This window comes from Salmonella sp. SSDFZ69 (genome assembly GCF_004010755.1).
Taxonomy (GTDB): domain Bacteria; phylum Pseudomonadota; class Gammaproteobacteria; order Enterobacterales; family Enterobacteriaceae; genus Salmonella; species Salmonella enterica.
In genome coordinates this window covers 742,086-766,216 of the sequence record NZ_CP034831.1, presented here as the reverse complement: position 1 = coordinate 766,216, position 24,131 = coordinate 742,086, and the positions used below count along the sequence as shown (strand labels likewise).

General features: G+C 48.8%; 21 protein-coding genes. 6 read left to right on the top strand and 15 right to left on the bottom strand.

Annotation, left to right across the window (positions count from 1 at the left end; translation table 11 throughout):
- Positions 1 to 146: 146 nt before the first annotated feature.
- The 4 genes from EOS98_RS03735 to ripC all read right to left on the bottom strand — a co-directional run bounded on the left by EOS98_RS03735 (position 147) and on the right by ripC (position 3,334).
- Positions 147 to 527, bottom strand: a complete 381-nt coding sequence (locus tag EOS98_RS03735; RefSeq protein ID WP_140902128.1) for a VOC family protein — start codon at positions 525 to 527, stop codon at positions 147 to 149.
- A 64-nt stretch (positions 528 to 591) separates the two neighbouring features.
- Positions 592 to 1,917 carry an itaconate CoA-transferase RipA/Ict gene (ripA, locus tag EOS98_RS03730; protein WP_126523835.1) on the bottom strand — a complete coding sequence of 442 codons (1,326 nt, stop codon included), beginning with the start codon at positions 1,915 to 1,917 and terminating at the stop codon, positions 592 to 594.
- A gap of 24 nt (positions 1,918 to 1,941) precedes the next feature.
- A complete protein-coding gene (ripB, locus tag EOS98_RS03725; protein WP_001094310.1) occupies positions 1,942 to 2,469 on the bottom strand; it encodes a (R)-specific enoyl-CoA hydratase RipB/Ich in 528 nt (175 codons plus the stop codon).
- A 22-nt stretch (positions 2,470 to 2,491) separates the two neighbouring features.
- A complete protein-coding gene (ripC, locus tag EOS98_RS03720) occupies positions 2,492 to 3,334 on the bottom strand; it encodes an itaconate degradation C-C-lyase RipC (protein ID WP_024797632.1) in 843 nt (280 codons plus the stop codon).
- Between the two features lie 91 nt (positions 3,335 to 3,425).
- On the opposite strand from ripC, the gene ripR reads away from it, so the two are divergent.
- Entirely contained in the window at positions 3,426 to 4,304 is an 879-nt protein-coding gene (gene ripR / locus EOS98_RS03715) for an itaconate degradation transcriptional regulator RipR (protein WP_094897524.1), read from the top strand.
- Positions 4,305 to 4,351: 47 nt separating this feature from the next.
- On the opposite strand, the gene EOS98_RS03710 is transcribed toward ripR, so the two are convergent.
- Entirely contained in the window at positions 4,352 to 6,091 is a 1,740-nt protein-coding gene (locus EOS98_RS03710) for an arylsulfatase (protein ID WP_094897525.1), read from the bottom strand.
- Positions 6,092 to 6,159: 68 nt separating this feature from the next.
- The gene (locus EOS98_RS03705) at positions 6,160 to 7,344 is read right to left on the bottom strand and encodes an anaerobic sulfatase maturase (RefSeq protein WP_126523834.1); all 1,185 of its coding nucleotides are present in this window, start codon (positions 7,342 to 7,344) and stop codon (positions 6,160 to 6,162) included.
- A gap of 511 nt (positions 7,345 to 7,855) precedes the next feature.
- On the opposite strand from EOS98_RS03705, the gene EOS98_RS03700 reads away from it, so the two are divergent.
- Positions 7,856 to 8,539 (top strand): helix-turn-helix transcriptional regulator, encoded by a 684-nt coding sequence (locus tag EOS98_RS03700; protein WP_001275358.1) that lies wholly within the window; start codon positions 7,856 to 7,858, stop codon positions 8,537 to 8,539.
- Between the two features lie 104 nt (positions 8,540 to 8,643).
- On the opposite strand, the gene EOS98_RS03695 is transcribed toward EOS98_RS03700, so the two are convergent.
- The 4 genes from EOS98_RS03695 to EOS98_RS03680 form a co-directional block, all read right to left on the bottom strand.
- Positions 8,644 to 9,201, bottom strand: coding sequence for a DUF3156 family protein (locus EOS98_RS03695; RefSeq protein WP_000100101.1), 558 nt, complete (start codon positions 9,199 to 9,201; stop codon positions 8,644 to 8,646).
- Complete coding sequence (locus EOS98_RS03690) at positions 9,179 to 10,678, bottom strand: APC family permease (protein WP_000475960.1); 1,500 nt, start codon at positions 10,676 to 10,678, stop codon at positions 9,179 to 9,181. The genes EOS98_RS03695 and EOS98_RS03690 overlap by 23 nt, the downstream gene beginning before the upstream one ends.
- 208 nt (positions 10,679 to 10,886) lie before the next feature.
- On the bottom strand, positions 10,887 to 11,261 hold the full coding sequence (locus tag EOS98_RS03685) for a cupin domain-containing protein (protein ID WP_000542984.1): 375 nt from the start codon (positions 11,259 to 11,261) through the stop codon (positions 10,887 to 10,889).
- A gap of 14 nt (positions 11,262 to 11,275) precedes the next feature.
- A complete protein-coding gene (locus EOS98_RS03680; protein ID WP_001092814.1) occupies positions 11,276 to 12,577 on the bottom strand; it encodes an NAD(P)/FAD-dependent oxidoreductase in 1,302 nt (433 codons plus the stop codon).
- A gap of 161 nt (positions 12,578 to 12,738) precedes the next feature.
- Between EOS98_RS03680 and EOS98_RS03675 the strand changes: the two genes are divergently transcribed.
- On the top strand, positions 12,739 to 14,223 hold the full coding sequence (locus EOS98_RS03675; protein ID WP_001286407.1) for an NAD-dependent phenylacetaldehyde dehydrogenase: 1,485 nt from the start codon (positions 12,739 to 12,741) through the stop codon (positions 14,221 to 14,223).
- A gap of 134 nt (positions 14,224 to 14,357) precedes the next feature.
- Here the strand turns inward: EOS98_RS03675 and iraD are convergent, their stop codons facing one another.
- The 5 genes from iraD to EOS98_RS03650 all read right to left on the bottom strand — a co-directional run bounded on the left by iraD (position 14,358) and on the right by EOS98_RS03650 (position 19,489).
- Positions 14,358 to 14,738, bottom strand: coding sequence for an anti-adapter protein IraD (iraD, locus tag EOS98_RS03670; RefSeq protein WP_023205443.1), 381 nt, complete (start codon positions 14,736 to 14,738; stop codon positions 14,358 to 14,360).
- Entirely contained in the window at positions 14,738 to 15,223 is a 486-nt protein-coding gene (locus tag EOS98_RS03665; protein ID WP_000338753.1) for an Hcp family type VI secretion system effector, read from the bottom strand. The genes iraD and EOS98_RS03665 overlap by 1 nt, the downstream gene beginning before the upstream one ends.
- 725 nt (positions 15,224 to 15,948) lie before the next feature.
- Positions 15,949 to 16,872, bottom strand: coding sequence for a polysaccharide deacetylase family protein (locus tag EOS98_RS03660; protein ID WP_126523833.1), 924 nt, complete (start codon positions 16,870 to 16,872; stop codon positions 15,949 to 15,951).
- Positions 16,873 to 16,910: 38 nt separating this feature from the next.
- The gene (locus tag EOS98_RS03655) at positions 16,911 to 17,789 is read right to left on the bottom strand and encodes a carbon-nitrogen hydrolase family protein (RefSeq protein WP_126523832.1); all 879 of its coding nucleotides are present in this window, start codon (positions 17,787 to 17,789) and stop codon (positions 16,911 to 16,913) included.
- A 395-nt stretch (positions 17,790 to 18,184) separates the two neighbouring features.
- On the bottom strand, positions 18,185 to 19,489 hold the full coding sequence (locus EOS98_RS03650; protein WP_000784371.1) for an MFS transporter: 1,305 nt from the start codon (positions 19,487 to 19,489) through the stop codon (positions 18,185 to 18,187).
- A gap of 404 nt (positions 19,490 to 19,893) precedes the next feature.
- Between EOS98_RS03650 and uxuA the strand changes: the two genes are divergently transcribed.
- The 3 genes from uxuA (at position 19,894) to uxaC (ending at position 24,085) form a co-directional block, all read left to right on the top strand.
- The gene (uxuA, locus tag EOS98_RS03645) at positions 19,894 to 21,078 is read left to right on the top strand and encodes a mannonate dehydratase (protein WP_000815487.1); all 1,185 of its coding nucleotides are present in this window, start codon (positions 19,894 to 19,896) and stop codon (positions 21,076 to 21,078) included.
- A gap of 110 nt (positions 21,079 to 21,188) precedes the next feature.
- A complete protein-coding gene (locus tag EOS98_RS03640; RefSeq protein ID WP_000437132.1) occupies positions 21,189 to 22,661 on the top strand; it encodes a fructuronate reductase in 1,473 nt (490 codons plus the stop codon).
- 11 nt (positions 22,662 to 22,672) lie between these two features.
- Positions 22,673 to 24,085, top strand: a complete 1,413-nt coding sequence (gene uxaC, locus EOS98_RS03635; protein ID WP_000190182.1) for a glucuronate isomerase — start codon at positions 22,673 to 22,675, stop codon at positions 24,083 to 24,085.
- Positions 24,086 to 24,131: the final 46 nt, after the last annotated feature.

Below are 24,131 nucleotides of genomic sequence, written 5' to 3'. Positions count from 1 at the left end.
TACGCTTTCTTATGAATTCCTCGATGTCTTCAAGTCAATAAGTTTGAACATAGACTCTTTCCAGAAATTATTGCCATATGATCTCCATTAGACCAATATAAACGGATGCGTGATCATAATAAAGGCAGTAATAGTAAGTTTTAACATTAAACATACTGCGAAATTTCAATTAAGTTTCCATCAGGGTCCCTGATGTAGATAGACATTATCTCGCCTGTGGCTCCAGTTCTCTCAACCGGGCCTTCAACAATGGGAATGCCTGCCTGTAAGATCTCAGACACAACATCATTTATCGGTGTCGATGTAATAAAACATAAATCGGCAGATCCCGGCGTTGGTCTACTCGCTTTTGGTTCGAACTCCATTTTTTGCTGATGGAGGTTAATTTTTTGCGCTCCAAATATTAACGCTTTTCTGTTTTGTTTAAATGTTACCGCAGAAAAACCAAGTACCTCTTCGTAGAATCTTATTGTGGTTGATATATCAGATACCGTTAATACAAGGTGATCAATTCTGTCAATTATCATTTGAATAGACTCATGATGTTTATATTTTGGGGATGCTACATTAAAAAATAGCATTAACCTACTTTTAAATCAGATGCATTTTTTTTGCATCTACTCTAAGTTGCTGCCGAAAATTGGGATGCGCCAATTCAATGATCCTGAGCGCACGCTCGGTTGAAGAGAGCCCCTTCAGGTTTACGGAGCCAAATTCAGTGACTATCCAGTGCGTATCCGTTCGTGGGGTTGTTACAGGCCCCTCAAGGCGGGGAACAATACGAGAAATCGTATCATTCGCGGCCGTTGAGCGTGTCGTAATAATGGAACGACCTCCTTTAGATGCATATGCGCCTCTGACAAAATCCAATTGCCCTCCTGAAGCGCTGTACTGGTGTCCAAGCAAATGTTCAGAGTTACAGGCACCAGTGAGATCGATTTGTAAGGTAGCGTTAATGGAGACAACATTCTCATTTTGCGCAATGATCCCCGGATCGTTAACATAATCGACAGGCCGACTAAAAAAAGAGGGGTTGTCGTTGAGATAGTCATACATATCCTTTTGTCCCATAGCAAAAGTAAATACAGACATTCCCCGGTCGATATTTTTACGCTGGTTGGTAACGACGCCTTGTTGAATCAAACTTACCAACCCCGGATTCAGCGCCTCTGTATGGACCCCCAGATCATTATGTTCCTTGAGCGCATTACAGATGAGCTCCGGTAATGCGCCGATCCCCATCTGGAGACAAGCGCCATCTGGCACAAGAGAGGCGATAATCTGACTGATAGCAATATCTTCAGCTACGGCAGTACGTATTGGTAATTCAATTAAAGGGACATGGTTTTCAACAATGGCGTCAATTTCTGAAATATGGATTGCAGCACCTTCTCCATGAACGCGCGGCATATATTTGTTAACTTCGACAATAAGCTTTTTAGCTGTCCTCGCAATCCGGGTGGAATAATCGTTTCCAGTTCCAAAATTAAAATAACCATACTTATCCATAGGGGACACGGTGTGAATAAAAGTATCAATACCAATATCATCAGCCAGTAATCGCGTCGCCTGATGAAAATTTGAAGGAACATAGTTAACTATTTTTCGCCCGGAACTCTCAATCCCCTGACGTATTAAAGCCCGTTCAATACCGGTAATAAACATACTGTAGAGATGAATATAGTCACTTAGCTCATAACGGAAAATAGTGTTCCCGGCAATGCTGGCTGTTTCATAACAGTAAACCCGCAGATCGTTGATTTCTCCCCTTTTCGCTCGCTTTGCCAGCGCATTCAGCAAAACTGGAGGCTCTGCTGCAAACATTCCCATAGAGAGGTGACTGCCGGAGGTAATTAAAGTAACCGCCTCGTCAGGCGTCACGCATTTTTCGGCATACGCTGCATTAACATTCATCATGACTCTAAACCTCAGGGCGATTTCTCAATAAGCGGCGTCTTCTTCAGGCGAACATCCACAGCAATAAACTAACATTGTTCGTTCGAAGCGCATGACCTCTACACCATTCTGGTTAATACCACATGTCCGAACGGTAACGATGCCTTGTCCCGGGCGACTATTTGACAGGCGTTTGCTAAGTACAGTGCTTTCAGCATAAAGTGTATCCCCTGCGAAAACCGGGTGGACGGCTTGTACCTTATCCCAGCCAAGATTGGCCACGACCCTGGCGCTGACAGTACGCACGCTCATACCGGTTAAAAGCGCCAGAGTGAACGTTGAATCAACCAGTAACTTTTTCCATTCCGTTTTGCTGGCGTAAGCCGAATCGAAATGGACCGGCTGCACATTGAGAGTGAGCAGGGTAAACCACACATTATCGGCGTCCAGAACCGTCCGGCCGGGACGATGTTCAAAAACATCACCGGGATAAAAATCCTCCCAGTAAAGACCCGAAATTTCTCGGTAGCGCCCCTCGCTAATGGTTTTATAAGCGGGTAATAACGTGTTCATAATCAATTCCTCTGTTATAAAATCAGGAAAAGATCCCTGCCCGGGCGAGTAATCTCCGGGCCTGACGGGCAACGGCTGCATCTATCATCATGCCGCTAACGATCCCGACGCCTTTGGCATTCTCTGTCAGTACTGCACGAGCATGATTAATTTCTGCCGTTGTAGGAGTAAATGCGGTGTTGATTACACTAATCTGAGCGGGGTGAATAGCCGATTTTGCAGAAAAACCAAAACTGAGCGCCTGCAGCGTTTCCTCTTTCAGACCTGAAAAATCGCCTATATCAAAGAAGGGAGCATCTATTGCAAGAAGCCCTTTCATAGCGCAGGCAGCCACTATTCTGGCCCGCGCCAGCGCAAGAGGCTCCCAGGCGGGTGTGGCGCCAATGTCAGCCGCCATATCTGCGGCGCCAAACATCAACCCGCAGAGTCTGGGGGTGGCGTCCACAATAGACTCTACGGCATTAAGCCCGACAACTGACTCAATAATGCCAATAAGGCGAGTATCAGAACCAGCCATCATGATAAGACTATCCACGATTTGCAGGTGCGCGGCTGACTCTGTTTTCGGAAGAATAATGTAATCAGGAAAAAAACGGCATTCCAGTAACATATGCAGGTCTTCAATGCCAGCATGAGTATTCATTCCATTAATTCTTAATGCTATTTTCAGCGATGAGTTTGGTCGGGATGAAAGGAACTGCATCGCAATTTTCCGGGCCTGCGCCTTGTCATTCGGGGTGACGGAATCTTCAAGATCGATAATAGAAATGTCCGCCGCACTTTCAACTGCTTTTATGAAACGTTCTGGTTGAATTGCTGGAGTAAAAAGCCAGCTACGTGTCGGTGTATGAGAAATATCGGGCATATTGCACCTCCTGTTAACCTCACTATGCGCTCGCCGGTTTCATTCTTCCAATATATGATGGTGCCATTCTTAATTGCTTTTGGAGATGAGGATGGAACTGCGCCATATTCGCTATTTTCTCGCCGTCGCTGAAGAGCGGCATTTCACGCGGGCTGCGACAAAATTAGGCATAGGTCAGCCGCCGCTAAGCCAACAGATTAAGGATCTGGAAAGAGAGCTGGGAGCGCAGCTATTCCGGAGAGTGCCTCATGGCGCGGAATTAACCGAGGCTGGAAAAGCATTTTATGATGTTGTTAAAGGGATGCCTGCTACCGCGACAAGAGCCGTGCTGGCGGCGCAGCGTGTCGCCAGGGGGGAGTCGGGCGTGTTAAGGGTGGGTTTTACTGCCTCTGCGGCATTTAACAGTGTGGTGCCCGGCGCAATCCGTACTTTCAAGCGGGCTTATCCTGACGTTCATTTGCAGCTTGAGGAAGGAAATACAACCCAACTGGCTGATGAATTGAATGAAGGATCGCTGGATGTTGCCTTTCTGAGACCCGGTTTTACAGGCAATGAACGGTTCCAGCTTAGGTTACTGTCTGAAGAGCCGATGGTTATTGTGCTGGCAGAAACGCATCCTGCTGCGGCGTGTAAACAGATTGCACTCTCGACTCTCAAAGATGAGTTTTTTTTACTCTTCCCACGTGAAATCGGCCTGTCGCTTTATGACGCAGTGATCGAGGCCTGCGGTAAAGCGGGCTTTGAACCGAAAATTGGTCAACTCGTGCCGCAAATTTCGTCAGTCATTAACCTTGTGTCGGCAGAGATGGGTGTGTCGATGGTTCCAGATTCAATGAGACAGGTTAATGTCAAGGGAGTAGTATACCGCCCCGTTGCAGACCAGATGCCCGTCGCAAAGCTGGCTCTGGCATACCGGCGCGGCGATACATCGCCAACGCTGAGAAACTTCATCCTGAAAGTCACTGGCTGAATGCGGTTATGTGAGCGTTGAATAATCATTTGAAACGTAACCAATAATTATTGGTCCGATTTTGTGTCTAAAGGAATCGCTAACGGAGCAGGAACTGGCTGCAATGTCTGTGGATCGACAGCCAGATAACGCCCGGTTTTACTGTCGATACCCACATAATCGATAAGCTTGCCTTTGGCATAAAGCACCATTGTCTGTTTTGCAAATGCCTCATATGCACTGCTCAGTATTTTCACTTTATCCACATAATCTGCTGCGAGATTATGCGTTTCCAGGGGGTCACGTTGCAGGTTGAATAATTCCCATGGCGCATTACCCGCCTGTGGGAATACTGTGACAAGACGACGCAATTTCCATTCCCCATCTATCCAGGCCGCCTGATTATGGAGTTCAACACCATATTGTGTGCGAGGCGCGTGCAGACTTTCACCGGTCAGATAACGTTTAAAACTCACGCCGATCATTGGCAGTGTCTGTCTTTCAGATAATGATTTACTGGCATCAATACCTGCAAATTCATAGAGCGTGGGCGCGACATCATACGCCGCCATTGTGGCGTTATCTATGGCGCCATTATGGATGATACCAGGACCGGAAATCATAAAACTGGTATTAATTCCCCCCTGACCGCTGGTCGTTTTGTGATAGCGACCATAAGGCGCATTGCTGACATCAGCCCAGTGGGGACCATAAGAGATAAATGAATTTTTACGACCAATATTTTCGTAACGATTATCGAATTGCTTCCAAAAATCCGGTTCAGATTCATAGTGAAAGCCCTCTGCCGGATTCACCCCATTATCACTTAAGAAGACCAGAATCGTGTTTTTATCGCGCCCGGTCTTTTTTAACGTCTCAATAACGGTACCAATCTGTGCATCCATATTGGCGATCATAGCAGCGTAAACCTGCATCACCTTCGCCGTATATTTCTGCTGTTCCGAGGTCATCGCCTGCCATTCTTTATCAAGTTCCAGTCCTGGCAGAGGTATGTCATCACGCAGGAAACCCAGTTTCTTCAAACGAGCAATACGCTGACGATAGACGTCTGCATAGCCCTGTTCATACTGACTTTTAAAACGACTAATCCATTCATCCGGCGCCTGCAGAGGATCATGTGGCGCAGTAAAGGCCAACCACGCGAAGATAGGTTGTTCCCGTGGCGTCTCGCTGATCCAGCGATTAATCTGGCTGGCATAGGCTTCGCTGGAGTAAAAACTGGAGGGCAGTGAAATGCGCTGATTGTCACGGGTATAATAGGTATGAAATATCTCCACGGTTCCCAGCGGCACGGCATCATCAAAGTGACTGGCGCCTCCCCCCATCAAGGCGAAAGAATGACGAAAGCCCCGATCTTTTGGCGTCGAGCCTGGCGTAAAACCAAGATGCCATTTACCCGCCATCAGCGTATTGTAACCAGCATCTTTAAAGCGTTCAGCCATGGTCGTCACCCGATCAGTCAGGCGCAATTCATAGCCTTCCTTACCTATGGTATTTTCATACCACCACATACCGCCTATACCCGCTTGCTGACTGGTGTTCCCGGTTAATAGCATCGCACGGGCGGGAGCAGACATGGGAGACGTGTAATATTGACTCATCCGCACGCCGTTCTCAGCCATCGCCTGCAAATTAGGCGTTGGGATTTCCCCACCGAAGGGAGTGATATCAGAATATCCCATATCATCAGCGATAATCACGATAATATCAGGACGTTCGTTTTGCGTACTGTGCGCCGTACCGGAGAAGATAATGCTGAGTGTGGCAAGTGTTACTTGTTTTTTCACGGCTTATTCCCCATTTCAGACTACGGATGTTGTACAAGAGCGGCGAGCAAATGCGGCAAGAGGGACCATCAGCCCGAAAATCTACCCATAACGTCAGCACGCCAGGCTTTCAGTCCATTCAGATTCCGGGGCCAGGCGCGTAGCGGAGCCAGAATCTCCGTGAAAAAAGAGTAATAGCCGCTACAAAGTCGGTTGTAGCCGGCACTGTTGATATGTGCGGGGCAGCCTCCCTGGCAGACTATTTTCATAGAACACCGTTGACACTCCCGGCGCTGGCTTTTCTTAATACCAAAGGGAAGCCGGGTTGCGGAATCTACGGCTGGCGCTAACGTATTATTAGCAAGCTGTCCCAGGTAATGCTGGCTATTAATCAGATGATCGCAGGCATAGAGTTTGCCGTCCGGCTCCATGACCAGATTCGTGCCGCAGCGGGCGGAGTGGACACAGGTGGCGCTGATATGCGTAAAATATTGTGCCCATGCCTGTTCAATGTTGATCACAAAAACCCGTCCCATATCGCCGCGTTTGCGCCATTGACGCCAGATATCAATCATGAAACGTCCCCAGTTATCCGCACTCAATTGGTAACGTTGCTGTAGGGCGTTGCCTTCGTTCATCAGTGGCTGAAATTGCAGATAACGAGCGCCAAGGCTAACAACATGATCGTAGATGGCTGCCGCATGGCGAGCCATGTCATCATGCACGACAATCAGTACGTTAAAATCGACTCGATAGTGTTGTAACAATGTGATTCCCCGCAACACCGCCGGATAACTGGACTCGCCGCGTTTGCCCGGACGATGGTAATTTTGCAAGTCTTCACTGCCCTCAAGACTGATGCCAATAGTAAAATTATTGTCGCGAAACAGACGACACCAGGCATCGTTTAACAACGTCGCGTTCGTTTGCAGACTATTACTGATCGTCACGCCGTCAGGCGCATATCGTTGTTGAAGCGCTATTACCTTTTTATAAAAACCGATTCCGGCTAAAAGCGGTTCACCGCCTTGCCAGACAAAATTAATTTCACGCGCACTGGCAGGTTGCGCCGCAATATAGCGACAAATAAAAACCTCCAGCGTTGATTCATTCATTTTTTCTACGGGCGTTTCGCCCTGTGGGTAATAACAATAGCGGCAGGCCAGATTACACGCAGGGCCTATGGGTTTTGCCAGAATATGAAAGGGTATCTGCGCGCGATATTCAGTCATTACGGGGATTTGTTGTTGCCGTAATGTGTTGAGATTCAACATTATTCTGTCCTGTAATTATCATTTCTGATGCGGAGACATGACTCACATTTCGCAATAGCGTTCGTCTGGCGCTGCGGGCAGAATGCCGAAAGCAAGCTTTATCTATTGATACGCCGGTTTTCTGCATAGCGCATGACGCTATTGAAACGTTATTTAGCAAATCCTGTCTGAACCAGAAATTAAGTCTCTGTTAACCTGCGCTATTACAGAAAATCATAGAACAGTCATCTCAAAAGAATATCGTCCTGAAGGACGAGAACCCACGGCATTTTCAGGAGATGAGTCAACCGCGACAGAAAAAAATTATATTAATAATTTTTAATTATTTTTTAGAAAGCCAGACAAGATTTAAATTAAAAACATTTATTTTCAATCGGTTATAAAAAATATCGCAACACACGTCACATTATTAACATGTGAATGATTGTGTTAACCGAATGTAAATTGTATGTTTCAACATACCACTATTTTACTGCGTCCCGACGCGCTCATCCGGATGGAAGGAGATAACATGTCAGCCTTATCAACTACTGGCCATAATGACGGGATCACTCTCCATTGCTTACAGAGCATTGCGCAACTCATTCCTCTGTCGTCGGCGGTTTTTTATCGTGTTAATGCTTATTTAAAGCCGGAAGCTTATGTTTTACATAACATTTCTAATAGCACACACCAACAATATCTGGAGCATTTTCAACCATTAGACCCGCTATCGCCTTCCCGGTTCGGCCAGCAGGTTATTACCGTAGCGACGATGACGCCCGGTATCTGTGCCCGACATCGCCATTATTATCATGAATTTATGCTACCTAATCATGTGTGCGACATGATTGAGATCTTTATTCGTCGGGGCCATCGTATTATCGCGGGCATTTCATTAATGCGCGATATACCTTTTTCCAGCGAAGAGCGTTTGCGAGCCCAGGCAGTACAACCATTGCTGGGACTGGCGATTCATGATTCTCTTCAGGAAGACAACAATCTGACGTCAATATTGACCGCCAAAGAGCGTGAAATTGTGGGAATGGTCTGCGAAGGAGCCAGCAACAAATTGATTGCCCGTCAGTTGAATATTTCTCTCTCAACAGTGAAAACGCATTTACGCAATATTTTTGCTAAAACTGAAGTGATAAATCGCACGGAACTGGTTTCCCGAACCAGAATGTCCTCGGTACAACATTCACAGCATATGTGAAAGCGTTCTTTTTCACCCGCGTCAATTGCGGGTCTTTTCCCCCTGTGTCATATATGCCTGAATTAATACCACTCTCTGATCTGATGCCGCAATAAAATGTCATATTATCTGGCGTCGGTATCCTGTTGCAGCCATTGATTCATGGCCTGATTGATCATATTTATCACACTAAGCAGAAGAACACGCTGGTGCCGCTCAAGCCGCAGATAACGGCGCAGCGGCGGCATTTTACAAACCACTTCGCTAGCAGCCCATAGCTCAATGCTGCAATACCATTCCTTATGATGTAAAACCAGCGTAAACCGACGATAATCCAGTTCACTCAGTGCCTGTTGTAAATTGGGGAAACAATTAAGATAGTTAATCAGCCCGGCGGTACTTTTGCTGCCAGTAAAAATGACGGGATAACGTTTCAGCCATCCGGGCTGATGAACGCGAATTTTGCCCTGCAAAGGATAATTGATTGTGCCTTTCACCCTGAATTCACAACTGTGAATACTGGCCATGAATAACCGTTTTTGCTGAACATGGCAGATAACCTGGGTAAATGCATTCAGATGCAGCACGGCGCTATGTTCGGTCAATTTTTCACAACGCCAGCCGCTCAAATCACGTAACACCATATTCATTAATGCGTTCTTAAACCAGGGGACGGAGGACATCTGGCGTCATCTCTTCATTGTTTCGCTTTTCATAATTGCCCATCGCCCGTTCCACGACCTCTTCTACCGGAAGCGGGAGGAAAGGATTAACCCGTTGCACACATAATGTCCAGAATAAGGCATAGGCGGCAGTCAATCCAAGCATAATACCGAATGGTATAAGTACATCCCGACTGTTCATTCCTGGAGGTGCAATATTAATAATGGCGATAATAATACCCACGCTCGAAATAATCTGAGGTAAGGGAAACCAGGGGGCCCGGTAAGCGCGTGGCAAATCGGGGCGCCGAATACGTAAGATAACGACCGATAACGTTACCAGCAGATAAGCTACCCCCCAGGCGCAGACCGCAGCGAGGATCAGCGGAACAATGTGGTCGATATCACCGTTCAGATACCAGGCATGTAAACAGGGGATCGCAACACCGAAAGCGATGGCGATGACCGGTGTTTTAAAGCGGGGATGCAACCAGGTCAGAAACCGCGGCAAAGCGCCGTCCAGCGCCATGCCGTATATAATACGCGGTACTGCCGCCATCAGCGTATTAATCGTCGCACATCCCGCTAACAACAACCCCACGCCTAGCCAGTATTGCCCGACATGTCCCATGACACGATTGGCAAAGGCGGGAATAGCCATCGGCGTATCCAGTAAAAAGATATGGTTTGCCGCATCGACAACCACATTATTTACCTGCCGGTTAATCGCAGCGCCATAGAGGAACATACAACCTGCCACCGCTAAAAGGCCAAGCGCCATCGCTCTGGGAATCGTACGATGCGCTTTTTTAATTTCCGGCGCCATTGGCGTGACCAGTTCACAACCGACGAACATAAACATCGCCATGCCAATATAACCAAACAGACCAGAAAGATTACTGACATCAAGCGGTGCGCCAAACCACCCGGAATGATGAGTGACCGGGGATAACAGGATCCCGCATAAACCGAAGATGGTCAGGGTAGTCCACATACCGAATGTAAGAAACACTTCCACCTTGCCAAATACTTCAACACCAATGGCATTCAATAACCCGAAAACCACTACCATGCCGACGCCAACCATCCAGGTATTGTGCTGCATGGCCACGTGTTCGCTAACAGACTCAAAGTTCACCAGCGCCATGACGCCAGCGAGAATCGTTTCTGCCGTGCCGGCAAAAATGTGTACGATCAGGTAAGCGCAAAGCGCACCGGTGATAGCGAAAAAACGCCCCATCCCGCAGGAGATATAGTCGTAGACGGAGCCAGTCGTGGGAATGAGCGTTGCCGCTTCGGCAAAGGTGGTAATCTGCGCTTGCATCATAATAAATGCCAGTAATACCGCAAGAGCAAAGGTATCTCCCCCTGAGCCAAAACCACTGGTCACGGTCAGGATCACCGGGCTTGCCATAATCAGCCCGACGGAGCTGGCAAGCGTCGTGGGGAAACCAATAACGCCACGTTCAAGATGGCTGGCAAGTCTGTTTTTAAACATGGTCAACCTCTTCACTATTATTACAACAATAAATTACCGCTCCGGAATAACGCTTATTTATGGCAGGCAGCGCATCTAACAGGTATCGTCCTGAAGAGGGATAACGGTAAATAACGTTGTGACGCCGTCCCCGCATGCGCTAATAGCAAGTGGGGAGCGCGTTATTCTCCCCAGTGATGCCAACGCTACTGACGAACAATTAAAGGATTCAACCCTGTTTATGGCTTTCAACGTTTGCCAGATAATGTTTTACAAAACGGGGCGTTAAAACTTTCCATGCCACTTCGGTTCCCTGTTCAACAAACCAACTATCGCCCGGTGAAAAACGTATCGGTTCCTGACCCGCGACAGTGAGTTCCACTTCCCCTTCCAGCACGGTTGCGTGCTCGGTAAAGGGATAAATCATCGTGAAACCGCCGCGGGTCGATGAAAACAGTCCACAGGTAAATACGTCCTCAGGTTTACCGTAAATCATCGCAACGGCGACCTGGGGATCGCCTTCTGTTGGCAACGCCCCTAACAGGCTGACACTCCCGACTGGCTGTAATTCAGGAACAGGTTGATTGAGTTTAAAAGCGTGCATTAATGTTCTCCTGGTTAATTCCGGCCTTTCCAGAAACCGGCTGTTTGATGTATCAGTTTTCCCGCACTGACCAGCAATAGACGTAGACTGTCGCGACCATAAATTGTCGCGTGGGGAATGCTACTCATCAGACGATACCGCTCGGAACCGCCATTTATTCCTTCGGCCAGGATTTTGCATACAATATGGGAAGGCGTGACGCCAAATCCGGAATAACCCTGAACATAAAAAACATTATTGTGTTCACGAAGCGTGCCAATCTGCGGAAACAGATTCGCGCTACAGGCCATCGGTCCGCCCCAGGCAAAATCGATTTTAACGTCTTTCAAATAAGGGAAGACCTCCGTCAACAGAGTGCGGTTCCAGGCAGCAAAATCGTGCGGGGTATATTCAAGAAACCTTGTGGCGCTGCCAAACAGCAGACGGTTTTCTTTTGTGAGACGGTAGTAATTTATCACCGGGCGGATATCGCTAAAAGCCCCGCGCAAGGGACTGATCCGCTCAACAAGCTCGCTGGAGAGAGGTTCTGTAGAGACCTGATAAGAATAAGTAACCAGCGTTTTCTTATAAATTTCTGGTTCCAGATTATTGAGAAAGCTATCACAGGCCCACAGCAATTTGGCCGCTTTTACGCTGCCCATCGCAGTACGTACCCGCACAGTTTTACCGTAACTGACCTCAACCACAGGTGAATATTCGAATATCTTCACCCCCAGCGAATTCGCAGCCTGAGCGGAGCCCAGCAATAAATTCAGCGAGTGGACATGCCCTCCCCCCATATGCTTGAGAACACCGCAGTAGACGTCGGAACCAATAACCTGCTGCACGTCTTTACCGGTATAGAGTTCAATATCGTCTTCCGGCGTAGCGGCTTTGAATTCTTTTTCCCATTGTTGCAGCGTTTTTAACTGCCGCTGGTTGTAGGCCAGATAACCATATCCGGGGACAAAATCAGCATCAATATGGTATTTACGAATTCGCTCCCGAATAATACCCGCGCCGAGGTTCGAGATTTTAAACAGCGTCTCCATTCCCGCTGCGCCTACATATTTTTTAACGGCTTCGATGTCGTGACCTATACCGGCCATCACCTGACCGCCGTTTCGCCCGGTGCCGCCATACCCAAGATGGCGGGCTTCCAGAACGACAACATTAGTGATCCCCTGCTCCGCCAGTTCCAGCGCGGTATTGATGCCTGAAAAGCCACCGCCAATGATCACCACATCGGCATCAATATCGTCTTGCAGAGCAGGAAAATGCAACGGGTATTTTTTCGTCGCGCCGTAGTAATTCAACGCATCGATTTTTGTATTCATCGCGTTACCTTGTCATCACGCTTGACTAAGACCGCTATCACAGCACGGTAACGTTTTACAAAATATCGTCCGGAAGAATGACGTTCTTTGGAACGATATTCAGTTCCAGGCAAGTATGTTGAGATGGAAAAACGTACATTCCTGACCTACAGGCACTTCTGATGAGCGACGTGACATTACTTGCCGAAGTAACGACTTTTTTACGCCAACGACACGGACAATTTATTGCAGGTGAACGTCAGGCCGGAAACGGCACGAACTTCTCGGTCACTAACCCAGCCACCGGCAAAATCATCGCCGACGTTGTGTCGGCAACCCCTGCGCAGGCAGAACAGGCCATGCAGAGCGCCAGACGGGCGTTTGATGTCTGGCGTAAAATGCCAACGTTACAACGCGGCGCATTACTGCTGAAACTGGCTGATACTCTTGCCGCTCATCGTGAAGAGTTAGCTCAACTGGAAAGCGTCTGTTCAGGTAAAACGATTATGCTGTCGCGCGGTCTTGAACTCGATCAGTCAGTGGCCTTCCTGCGTTACTTTGCCGGTTGGGCAGGAAAAATAACCGGTGAAACGCTGAATGTCTCCCTGCCATCAATGGGAGAAGAGAGATACACAGCGTTTACCCAACGCCAACCCATTGGGGTGGTCGTCGGTATTGTGCCGTGGAATTTCTCAATTATGATTGCTATCTGGAAGCTGGCCGCAGCGCTGGTATGTGGCTGCACCATCGTCATTAAACCAAGTGAATATACCCCGCTGACACTGCTGCGAGTCGCTGAGCTGGCTAAAGAGGCAGGTTTCCCTGATGGCGTAATTAACGTGGTAAACGGTGCTGGCGGTGAGATAGCGCAACAGCTGATCGCGCATCCAGATTGCGCCAAAGTGAGTTTCACCGGGTCAGTTGCGACAGGTGAGAAAGTCCGGCGTTCGGCAACATCGTCAGGAAAACGCGTTACCCTCGAACTGGGAGGGAAAAATGCGGCGCTGTTTCTCAATGATCTCACGGCACAAGCCATGGTCAACGGTATTCTTGAAGCCGGTTATCTGAATCAAGGACAGATTTGTGCTGCCGCAGAGCGTTTTTATCTGCCCCAGGAAAAACTGGATACGGTCATGACGCTCCTCAGGCAACGGTTATCGGAGATCGTGCCCGGCTCCCCTTTAGATGAAAAAACGGTGATGGGCCCGCTGGCGAATCAGGTTCAGCTTGAAAAAGTGCTGCGTCTGATTCAACGCGCACGGGAAGAAGGGGATACCATTGTTTACGGCGGTGAAACTTTACCCGGCGAAGGGTACTTTTTACAGCCGACGGCGGTAAAAGTGCGTAGTAAAAACAGTACGCTGATGCACGAGGAGACCTTTGGCCCTGTCTGTAGCTTTATCGGTTATCAGAATGAAAAAGAGGCGCTTTCGCATATCAACGCTTCGCCATTTGGCCTTGCTGCAAGTGTGTGGTCGGAAAATATGTCTAAGGCATTACGCTACGCTGAAGATATTGATGCTGGCATGGTGTGGGTCAATATGCATACCTTCCTCGATCCCGCGGTACCCTTTGGAGGGATGAAAGGATCGGGCATTGGTCGTGAATTTGGCAGCGCGTTTATTGATGACTATACCGAACTTAAATCTGTCATGGTCCGTTATTAACCATCCTGAAAATGATGCAGGCAGATCAACCATACCGAAAGGTGGACTGTCTGCCTGATTATCAGGTTCGTTCGCTGCGTTTTATTGCTTGTGGGTAATGTTAAACGCCCGGCCCGGCGTTCCTTCCTGCATTACTAGCGCCATCTACCGTTAGAGTAGGCTATCTCCAGTCTTAACGGTTCAGACTCATCCTGTAACATCGCTTCCAAAGACAACGCCAGCGTCTGATGATAGGCATCTTTTACACTGACTTTCAGCATGTTGATGCTCGGTTCATAACGTAAAATAGCAGCGCGAAGCTCACGGCAAAACCAGTTGAGAACCCGTTTGTCACCCACATTCACCTCGTGCCATTCCGGCATACCCCGAGTGAGCAGCGGCGGTAATGTCTCGCCACCTGGCACGGCGCAAGAGTTGAATAAACACATTAACTTGCGTCGTACCAATTCATGTGGGCTTATCCCCTCAACCAAGAGCCTGTCGAATAGCGCGACCGGAATGGTTGGCGTCATCATCATTTCCCTATCTGGTCCATCGCCAGATCCCATACTGACGTTCTGGACTCCTGCTGAGCGCCGTCTGATTTCTCGGCAGTGATTTGCCATTCGATTTTCGTGAAGTTCAGCGACATCGTTTCCACCGGCTTACCGCCGGCGCCGCCGCTAACACTGAGTTGTGATATCAGCACGTTTGTCAGGGTATAAACGATAAGCGACCGCATTTTGCCGTCGTCATTGCGGCACAACGTCAGCACCGCGGTTCTAATTAGCCTCCCGCTACAGCAGTACTCATTGAGCACAGGCGTGGCGAGGTCGACAAATTTGGTGAGCGACATTTCACCAACATGCGCGCGCCCGGAAGTCCGCTCAGTGAGGCTAACATCGTTATTTACCTGCATTGCCACATTGTGGCTATAAGACATGATCTCTATCTGATCTTCAAAGCCTTCAACCTGGCTTTCGCCTTTGATATTGTCGAGCTTTAAAAAAATCGCATCCATGATTTATCTCCTTGTTGATCAGGTGGCAGTTCAGCAGCCAGACGAATACCGGCGGCCAGCGCTTGTGACTCTTATTAAAAGCGCAACGACCAAAAAACACAGCGTGAAAAGCGCCAGGTTTGCAGGGATTTTGCCGACGTTTACCCACGTCTGATGAACGTTATTCCGCTGGTTGCAAAGCAATAGAGGGTTTTGGCCCGCTGTGGCCAAATACAATTGAGGTTATACTGAACGCTCTCTGCCATATTCAATCCCTTTTATCGCAAAGTATCCCTGGTGCCGGTATCACAGCGTCGTTATTCAAAAATTGACATTTCAGAATAATAATCAGCTATATATAAAAAACACATCAAAAAGCAAATATCAACTTAATTTTTACTTATTTAATAAAAAAATCCAAATTGATTTACATCAATTAACACATACAAAAACATTAAAAATCAAAGCGTTAAATAAAAATTAATCACTATGGAAATTTTATTTTTCTTAATACTCACATTATAAATGCTATTTGCTTATTTTCCTGTGAACACTAAAAAATGATTTAAATCAAAAAACAAACTATTCTCGTTGATTAACGTTTTGACCGAAATAAAAAAGATTTTATACGTCCCGGGATAGTCTCCCTTTCTGATGGATAATATGCATTAACGAGCGGGCAAACAGGTAACTTCTGCCCGGGTAATCCGTTACCCGACTGATATTAACATTGTCATGAGGTGATATCATTTGCCTGGCCAGCCATAATCATCCGGAACCGGCGCTACGCCACGAACATCAGGACGGAGCATTTTTTGTCGATCCTCTTCGTCATCCACCCAGACACTGGCTATCTCTTCACAGGTTGCAAACCATACGCCATCATGCCCTTTAATATGTTCAATCAAACGTGACAACATCATCATATGATGCCCATGACCGATTATCTGCGGATGAAGGGCCATCGCATATAAACCGTTTTCCTGATGGTTATAAGCATAGGTAAAAATATCCTTCCAGCGTCGCAGAACACCGTCAGTATCGCTCATCCCCTCCTGGTTGCCGGTATACGCCAGTGCGGGAAAATCATCCAGATACCAGCTAACAGGAATTTCCAGAATCGCGCTGACCGGGCCTGCGATATTTCCCGTTTCCCAATTCACCTGCCAACGTTGAGGATGGTAAGGCACAAGATCTCTCGCCATCAGGCTACTGTCATAGAGAAAACCGGCTTCCTCCAGAAGATCCAGCGTATTCTCGCTATAATCCCAATAGGGAGAACGGTATCCCACAGGGCGTATGCCGAAATGTCTTTTATAACAGGCGAACGCCAGATCCATAAGTCGGCGTTCTGTATCACGATTCACCAGCGTCGGATTTTCATGATAGTAGCCATGGTGAGCGATTTCATGCCCGGCATCAAAAATCGCTTTACTGATTTCCGGGAAGGTGTCTACAGTGTGTCCGGGAATAAAAAAGGTGGTTTTGATATTATTTTCTTTGAACAATTTCAGAAGCCTTGGTACGCCAACTTGTGCACCAAACTCTCCTCGTGACATAAAGGATGGCGACGGTCGATTAAATCCGCCCAGCCATAAAGACTGAGCATCTACATCGACACCAAGATTGACCGCAATCCTTTTACCCTCAGGTAATTTTAAATATCCCATAACGACCTCCAGCTAATACATAGAAGGGACACATTCTGTTATTTAATGTGTGATGGCCAGATATTATATATGCCTGCTTTTCTGCGTCTGTCCTTGAACGTTGTTGCTGCCCCCCCAAGTCTATTTTCATATAGAACATCGAGGTTAATTTCTCCTGAAATGACATCCTCTTGATTGACGTGCGCCTCTGCGATAATACCTTGTGGATTTTTCCACACGACATCACAGGGGCTTAAAATTGAACTTCGGGCCCAGCAGCCTGGCAGTGGCCCGCCCGGGTTTCCGCCCAGGCAACAGTGAACAAGATAAATTTGATTTTCAATACAACGTGCGTGGCAACAATGCCTGACTCGCCAAAATCCCTGTTCAGTAAACGTAGCGGAAGGCGTTAAAATTAACTCAGCACCCTGTTCCGCCAGCGTCGCAGCACACTCCGGTATTTCTGCTTCATAACAAATATTAAAACCCACCTTTGCAAATGGCAGTTGAAAAACAGCCATTTTATCGCCTTCCTGAGTATACCAACCCCGTTCAGCCGGGAAGATATGCGTCTTACTGTGAGCATAATGTTCGCCATCGGGTCCCCATATATGCGCAACATTCTCATAGCGATCTGCTCCAGTCTGCTCCAGATGAGAGCCAGCAATAATGAACTGTCCTCTTTCTTTCGCTTCCTGTTGAAAAAGCTGCTTATAGGCATCCGTAAACTGATCAATTAAAGTTAGGTGTGAAATGGGTCTTTCTTGCCATTTTTTCAATAATGTAAATAACTCAATGGTAAATAGCTCCGGGAAGATAACGACATCAGCCCCCTGACTTTTATTAAGAAGCATCCTTACCTTTGTTATGAAATCTTCAAAAGTGTTTATTTCAGTAACAATATACTGACAAACTGAAACAGTAAAATTACGTGACATCGTGATATCCCCGGCATGAAATTTAAACTTAAATTAACGTATAGCGCATGGAGAATATTAGGGAGCAGACATTACGACATCAGGTTATTTTTTGTGAAGCTGCGCAAAATATATGGAGAAAAGAGTAGAAGCATTGAACCTTTATTTACATAAAGGGGACTTTATCGATGATCGCAGCGAGACAGAGAGTCGATAAAAATCCAGGCGAAAAACAATAACCCTTACCACAATATTATTTTCAGCATCTGAAAATAATCAGGCAAACTAAATGATAACGCGCTGGTATAAAACCAACGCGTATTTTTACCGATAAGGGTAATGAAGACGGCCACCCGAAGGTGGCCGTTAGAACCCGGTAGCGCTTCGCTTATCAGGCCAGTGAAACCGAGACAGCTTTAGCGGTGAGACGCCAGCGGCTGTTCCGTCATTGGCGGGTGGTGCTTTTCTGGATCTTTAATCAGTACCCACAGGATGATGGCGCCGATAATATCGAACAGACTGAGTGCAATGAAGAACGGGCCGTAACCGATAATAGCGACCAATGCCCCCATAAACAGGTTGAAGCTTAACTGTCCCATCCATGCCGCAGATCCTGCCAGACCGGCAACCGTCGCGACCTCATTTTTCTTGAACAGGTCAGCGCTCATGGTAATCACGACGGTAGACAGCGTCTGGTGCGCAAAACCGCCAATACTCATCAATGCAATGGCGACATACGGGTTAGTCGTAATGCTAACAAAACCGATCGAAATCATCAAAACAGCGCCGATGGTAAAGCTACAACGACGCGCATTGATCGTGGTCATGTGCATCTTTTCCATGAAGAACTTCGCCAGGAAACCGCCTGCAACGCAGCCAAAGTCCGCCGCCAGGAATGGCAGCCAGGCAAACATGGCGATCTCTTTTAACGGCAGATGCATCACGTTAATCAGATACAGCGGCATCCAGAAACTCAGCGTTCCCCATGCCGGGTCAGCCAGAAAACGGGTAATCGCCAACGCCCAGAAGTTACGCTTTTTAACGATCTCTTTAACGGCCGGTTTTTTATTATCGTCCTGGAGATAGCTTTCCTGGCCGTCTTCGATATAACGCAGCTCTTTGTGGGTGATCCACGGGTGTTTATTTGGCGAGTTATAAATCAGGAACCAGGTGATGGCGAACAGCACGCCGATCCCACCGGTAATCACAAACGCCATTTCAGTACCGATGCCGCTATCAGCAAAGGTCAGCATCGCCCAGACCACCAGCGGCGGCGCCAGCATCGCACCAATCGAAGTACCGATATTAAACAGACCCCCCGCAATACCGCGTTCTTTCGTCGGGAACCATTCGGCGCTGGCTTTAATCCCGGCCGGAATCGCTGACGCTTCGGTTAGCCCCATCAGACCACGCAGAAATGCCAGGCTTATCCAGCCGCCGGCCAGCGCGTGCGCCATGTTGATCAGCGACCATAACAAGGCAAAGATAAAGAAGCCGATTTTCAGTCCGATGACATCCATCAAATAGCCGGTGATCGGCTGCGCAATGGTGTAACAAAGCTGGAAGGCGCTCACCACCCAGGAATATTGTTGCTCATCAAAATGGAGTTCTTTCATCATCGCTGGCGCCGCAACGCTAAGCGAGCTACGGGACAGGTAGTTTACGATGGTCCCTACGCAGACCAGGCCGATAATCCACCATCTTAATTTTGTCATCTTCATGATAAAGCCTCGTTAAAAAACATTAGCTCCGCGCCGTCTGACCTGTAGCGGGAAAACTGAAATCACAAAAATTGGTTGACCAATCAATATTTTCTCATCCGGACCGGTCAAAATCTGGCGGCAACTCCCGCCCTTAATATTCTTGAAATAAATACATCAACTCATTTCAAGTTGAATGGTGAATGCTTTTCACCCAGCAAAAATTGACACAGATCAAATAAATAAAATTGGCAGACCGTGAATGATGATATTTGTGATTTGGTTAGCCAATTTAGACAATAAGGTTGACATGAGAAAAATTTTGGTTGAATTTAGGGGGCAGAACGGGTTTACAAAGCACGTTTCGAAGTTGGCTGGCAATGGGTCAACCACGAAGACGTTATCGCAAGAAGAGGAAACGAGATATGAAACAAACCTGGCGCTGGTACGGACCTAACGACCCGGTAACGCTGTCAGATGTACGCCAGGCTGGCGCAACCGGCGTGGTAACGGCGTTACACCATATCCCGAATGGAGAAATTTGGTCGGTAGACGAGATCCAGAAACGTAAAGCTATCGTTGAAGAGGCGGGTCTGGAGTGGTCTGTGGTAGAGAGCGTACCTATCCACGAAGACATCAAAACCCACACCGGTCAGTACGATTTATGGATCAAAAACTACCAGCAAACGCTGCGTAACCTGGCGCAATGCGGTATCTATACGGTTTGCTATAACTTTATGCCGGTGCTGGACTGGACACGTACGGATCTGGAATACGTATTGCCGGATGGTTCAAAAGCGTTGCGTTTTGACCAGATTGAATTCGCCGCGTTCGAACTGCATATCCTGAAGCGTCCGGGAGCAGAAGCCGACTATACGGCAGAAGAGATTGCTCAGGCAGAGCGGCGTTTCGCCACCATGAGCGAGGAAGACAAAGCACGTCTGACCCGCAACATTATTGCCGGTTTACCTGGCGCGGAAGAAGGCTATACGCTGGATCAGTTCCGTCAACACCTGGCGACGTATAAAGATATCGATAAAGCAAAACTGCGTGAACATTTTGCCTATTTCCTGAAAGCCATTATTCCGGTTGCCGACGAGGTTGGCGTGCGTATGGCCGTTCACCCTGACGATCCGCCGCGCCCTATTCTCGGCCTGCCGCGCATTGTCTCTACCATTGAAGACATGCAATGGATGGTGGAAACCGTTAATAGCATGGCGAACGGCTTCACCATGTGTACCGGATCTTACGGCGTGCGCGCCGACAACGATCTGGTTGATATGATCAAACAGTTTGGTCCGCGCATCTACTTTACGCATCTGCGCTCTACGCTGCGCGAAGAGAATCCGAAGACCTTCCACGAGGCCGCCCATTTGCACGGCGATGTGGATATGTATGAAGTTGTTAAAGCGATTGTGGAAGAAGAGCACCGTCGTAAAGCCGAAGGTAGCGACGATCTGATCCCAATGCGCCCGGACCACGGTCATCAGATGCTGGACGATCTGAAGAAGAAAACGAATCCGGGTTATTCCGCCATTGGCCGTCTGAAAGGGCTTGCGGAAGTCCGCGGCGTCGAACTGGCTATCCAGCGCGCTTTCTTTAGCAAATAACCTTCTTTCGCATGGCGCGACGCGTCATGCGATTTCCCCTACTCAATGCAATAGCAACATGCCTCGCCCCGGAGATCGCGGGCGAAGACGTCGAATGACAGGAGTTTGCAATGGAACAGAATATCGCCACCGCCCAGGTTTCCGTCGCCCGCCCAAACTGGGACAAATCACGTCTGGTATCCCGTATTGTGCATCTGGGCTGCGGGGCGTTTCACCGCGCGCACCAGGCGCTCTTTACCCATCATCTACTGGAAAAGAGCGACAGCGACTGGGGCATTTGTGAAGTGAACCTGATGCCGGGTAACGACGCGCGGCTGATCGCGAACCTGAAAGCGCAAAATCTGCTGTACACCGTTGCAGAACGCGGCGCAGAAAGCACCGAACTGAAAATTATCGGTTCAATGAAAGAAGCGCTGCACCCTGAATTCGACGGCCATGCAGGGATTCTGGCGGCAATGGCGCGCCCGGAAACCGCCATCGTCTCCTTAACCGTGACCGAAAAAGGCTACTGCACCGACCCCGCCAGCGGCGAGCTTGATGTCAATAACCCGCTGATCCAAAACGATCTTGCCCATCCACAGCAGCCTAAATCCGCCATTGGCTATATTGTCGAAGCGCTAAACATGCGCCGGGAGCAAGGACTGAAAGCTTTTACCGTGTTGTCATGCGATAACGTACGCGAGAATGGTCACGTCGCGAAGGCTGCCGTCCTCGGCCTGGCAAAAGCTCGCGATGCCGCCCTCGCCGCATGGATTGCCGACAATGTGACCTTCCCCTGCACCATGGTTGACCGCATTGTTCCGGCAGCGACCGAAGAGACGCTACAGCTGGTTGCCGACCAGTTAGGGGTTTATGATCCCTGCGCTATCGCCTGCGAACCCTTCCGCCAGTGGGTCATCGAAGATAACTTTGTGAATGGTCGCCCGGACTGGGACACCGTCGGCGCGCAATTCGTTGCAGACGTCGTACCGTTTGAGATGATGAAGCTGCGTATGCTTAACGGCAGCCACTCTTTCCTCGCCTATCTGGGTTATCTCGGCGGGTATGACACTATCGCCGATACCATGACCAACCCGGCTTACCGGCGCGCGGCGCTGGCGCTGATGCTTGATGAACAAGCGCCGACGTTATCAATGCCGGAAGGCACCGATCTGGAAGGGTATGCGAATTTGTTGATCGCGCGTTTCACTAACCCCTCGTTGAAACACCGCACCTGGCAGATCGCGATGGATGGCAGTCAGAAACTGCCGCAGCGTTTGTTGGACCCGGTGCGTCTGCACTTGCAACAGGGCGATGACTATCGCCGCCTGACGCTGGGCGTCGCCGGATGGATGCGTTACGTCGGCGGTGTCGATGAGCAAGGTAAAACCATTGATGTCGTCGATCCGCTGCTCGCGCAGTATCAGGCGATTCATCAGCAATATCAGACGCCGGAAGAACGCGTTCGCGGGCTACTGGCCATCGAGTCTATCTTTGGCAACGACCTGCCGAAGAACCACGAATTTGTGCAAGCCGTTACCGACGCTTACCAACAGCTATTGCAGAATGGCGCGAAAGCCACGGTAGAAGCGCTGGCTAAGTAAGGAGATAAATCATGGCTACGTTTATGACTGAAGATTTTCTACTTAAAAACGACATTGCCCGCACGCTGTACCATAAATACGCCGCGCCCATGCCGATTTATGACTTCCACTGCCATTTAAGTCCGCAGGAAATCGCCGACGATCGCCGTTTCGATAACCTCGGTCAGATCTGGCTGGAAGGCGACCACTATAAATGGCGAGCGCTACGAAGCGCAGGCGTGGATGAGTCGCTGATCACCGGCAAAGAGACCAGCGATTATGAAAAATATATGGCCTGGGCCAATACCGTACCAAAAACGCTGGGCAATCCGCTGTATCACTGGACGCACCTTGAACTACGCCGTCCATTTGGCATTACAGGTACGCTGTTCGGACCGGATACCGCGGAAAGTATCTGGACGCAGTGTAATGAGAAACTGGCGACGCCGGCCTTTTCCGCGCGCGGTATTATGCAGCAGATGAATGTGCGGATGGTCGGAACCACCGACGACCCGATAGATTCTCTGGAATATCACCGCCAGATAGCCGCCGACGACAGCATTGATATTGAGGTCGCGCCAAGCTGGCGCCCCGACAAAGTTTTCAAAATCGAACTGGACGGCTTTGTCGATTACCTGAGGAAACTGGAAGCGGCGGCAGATGTCAGCATTACCCGTTTCGACGATTTACGTCAGGCGCTCACTCGCCGTCTCGACCATTTCGCCGCCTGCGGCTGCCGCGCGTCGGATCATGGCATTGAAACGCTGCGATTTGCGCCGGTGCCCGACGACGCGCAGCTTGACGCCATTCTGGGCAAACGTCTGGCTGGCGAAACGCTGAGCGAACTTGAGATCGCCCAGTTTACCACGGCGGTGCTGGTCTGGCTGGGCCGTCAGTACGCCGCGCGCGGCTGGGTGATGCAGCTACATATTGGCGCGATCCGTAATAATAATACCCGGATGTTCCGCCTGCTGGGGCCGGATACCGGCTTTGACTCCATTGGCGATAATAACATTAGCTGGGCGCTCTCCCGTTTGCTCGACAGTATGGATGTGACCAATGAACTGCCCAAAACTATCCTCTATTGCCTGAACCCACGTGATAACGAAGTCCTGGCGACCATGATCGGTAACTTCCAGGGGCCGGGAATTGCCGGAAAAGTGCAGTTTGGTTCCGGCTGGTGGTTTAACGATCAGAAAGACGGGATGCTGCGCCAACTGGAGCAACTGTCGCAAATGGGACTGTTAAGTCAGTTTGTCGGGATGCTGACCGACTCCCGCAGTTTCCTTTCTTATACGCGACATGAATATTTCCGTCGTATTCTCTGTAACCTGCTGGGACAGTGGGCGCAGGACGGAGAGATTCCTGATGATGAAGCGATGCTAAGCCGTATGGTTCAGGATATCTGCTTCAATAATGCCCAACGTTATTTCACGATTAAATAATCGCTATTAATCTGTGAGCACAGGTTTCAGGTATTTTGAGAGGCAG